Raw genomic sequence first — 2195 nt, 5'->3', positions numbered from 1 at the left:
CCTGCACGGCGATCCACAGCCAGCCCTCCGCCCGGCCGGCGGCGACCGTGATGCGGGTGCCGGCGGGCGCGAGGCGTACCGCGTTGGAGAGCAGGTTGCCGACGGCGCGGCGCAGCGCGTACGGGTCGCCGATCAGCACCAGGCCCTCGTCCAGCCGGCGCCGGATCGCAAGGCCCCGCTCCGCCGCCAGCGGCGCGAACTCCTCGCACGCCTCGTCCGCCACCACCGCCAGGTCCACGTCCGCGTCGGCGAACGCGGCGGCGGAGCGCCGCGCGGTGGCGAGCAGGTCCTCCACCAGGCGCGTCATCCGCGTCGTGGCCCGGTCGACCACGGCGACGGCCCGCCGGCGCTCCTCCGGCTCCGACTCCTCGACGGAGAGCACCGCGTCGAGGTTGGCCCGGATGATGGCCAGCGGGGTGCGCAGCTCGTGCGAGGCGTCGTCGACGAGCTGGCGCTGCGCGGCGAAGGCGCCGTCGAGCCGGTCGAGCATCGAGTCGACGGTGTCGGCGACCATGCGCAGCTCGTCGCGCGGTCCTTCGAGCCGGATCCGGCGGGAGAGGTCGCTGCCGGCCTGGATCTCCTCGGCGGTGCGGGCGATGGCGCGTACGGGGCGCAGCGCCCGGCCGGAGAGCACCCAGCCGGTGCCGAGGCTGGCGACGGCCACGCCGCCGAGCACGGCGAAGGAGAAGGTGCGCAGGTTGCCCAGCGTCTCGTAGTTGACGGCGGCCTCGACCTCCTCGGCCTTGACGACGTCGATCCGCCCGACCGCCACGCCGTCGATCTGCTTCTCGGCCTCCAGCTCCTTGCTGACCGGCTGGGCGTCGCCGCTGCGCTGCACGGCGACGTACGCGCCGCCGAGGACGAGCGCGGTCAGGCAGAACACCAGCACCGAGTAGAGCACCGTGAGTCGGAAGCGGATGGTGTGGACGAACGCCGGGAGCGGCAGCCGGGGCCGCCTCACCGGGTCTCCTCCTTCAGCCGGTAGCCGTGCCGGATGACGGTCTCGATCAGCGGCTCGTCCTGGCCGGTGACCTTGCGGCGCAGCGAACCGACCGTGACGCGCACGGTGTTGGTGAACGGGTCGGCGTTCTCGTCCCAGACGTGCTCCAGCAGCTCCTCGGCGGAGACGACGCGGCCGGGGCGCGTCATCAGGTAGTGCAGCACCCCGAACTCCTTGGGGGTGAGCCGCAGCGGGCGCATCCCCCGGTACGCCTCGAACCTGGCGGTGTCCAGCCGCAGCTCGCCGACCTCCACGACGGACGTGCCGCCCTCGTCGCGGCGCAGCAGGGCCCGTATCCGCGCGAGCAGCTCGGGCAGCGCGAACGGCTTGACGAGGTAGTCGTCGGCGCCCGCGTCCAGGCCGCGCACCCGGTCGGCGAGGCGGTCGCGGGCGGTGAGCATCAGGATCCGCGGGCCGCCGGGGGCCGCGCGTATCTCGCGGCAGACGGCGAGGCCGTCGCCGTCGGGCAGGGTGAGGTCCAGCAGCACGAGGTCGTAGTCGTTGACCCCGAGTTTCTCCAGCGCGCCGTCGACGTCGGCGGCGGTGTCGACCGCGTACCCGGAGCGCACCAGTCCGACCCTGAGCGCGCCCACCAGGTCCTCTTCGTCCTCGACCACGAGTATCCGCATGCCCACGAACCTAATCGCCGTCGATGATCGAGTCCGCCGCCCGGACCGCATCCTCCACCGGCACGGCGAAGCCGATGCCGATCGAGCCGCCGGCGCCCCGGTCCAGCGAGGCGATGGCGGTGTTGATGCCGACGACCCGGCCGTACGCGTCGACCAGCGGGCCGCCGGAGTTGCCGGGGTTGATGGAGGCGTCGGTCTGCACCGCCCGCTGCTGGGCGCCGCCGCCGAGGGAGACCTCGCGGTCGACGGCGCTGACGATGCCGGAGGTGACGGTGCCGGACAGGCCGAGCGGCGAGCCGATGGCGAGCACCGAGTCGGCGACGGACAGGTCCGCGGAGCGGCCCCTGGGCAGCGCGCGCGGGGCGTACGACCCGGCCACCTCCAGCACCGCCACGTCCCGGCCGGTGTTGCGGCCCAGCACCTCGGCGTCGACCCGCCGCCCGCTGTGCAGGACGACGGTGGCGTCGGTGGCGCCGCCGACGACGTGGGCATTGGTGAGGATGCGGCCGCGGTCGTCGAAGGCGAAGCCGGAGCCCTGCCGTTCGCCGGCCTGCACGGACACCACG

Annotated in this window: 3 protein-coding genes; all 3 read right to left on the bottom strand. The window is 74.4% G+C overall.

All coding sequences use genetic code 11. The features are described from left to right. A partial coding sequence (locus H5J30_RS28625; protein ID WP_181790184.1) for a sensor histidine kinase occupies positions 1–961 on the bottom strand: 961 nt, incomplete at its 3' end. After that, positions 958–1629 carry a response regulator transcription factor gene (locus tag H5J30_RS28620; protein WP_181790183.1) on the bottom strand — a complete coding sequence of 224 codons (672 nt, stop codon included), beginning with the start codon at positions 1627–1629 and terminating at the stop codon, positions 958–960. The genes H5J30_RS28625 and H5J30_RS28620, both read right to left, overlap by 4 nt. Before the next feature lie 10 nt (positions 1630–1639). Further along, positions 1640–2195: S1C family serine protease (locus tag H5J30_RS28615; protein ID WP_181790182.1), on the bottom strand; the 556-nt coding region annotated here is incomplete at its 5' end.

It is taken from the genome of Streptomyces phytophilus (assembly GCF_013870535.1).
Taxonomy (GTDB): Bacteria; Actinomycetota; Actinomycetes; order Streptomycetales; family Streptomycetaceae; genus Streptomyces; species Streptomyces phytophilus.
Note: the sequence above shows the minus strand (reverse complement) of the source record. Positions and strands in the feature narration are given on the sequence as shown.

Bases quoted from the DNA above. Each gene is read 5' to 3' on its own strand.
- H5J30_RS28620 (WP_181790183.1), bottom strand. From the start codon at position 1,629: ATGCGGATACTCGTGGTCGAGGACGAAGAGGACCTGGTGGGCGCGCTC.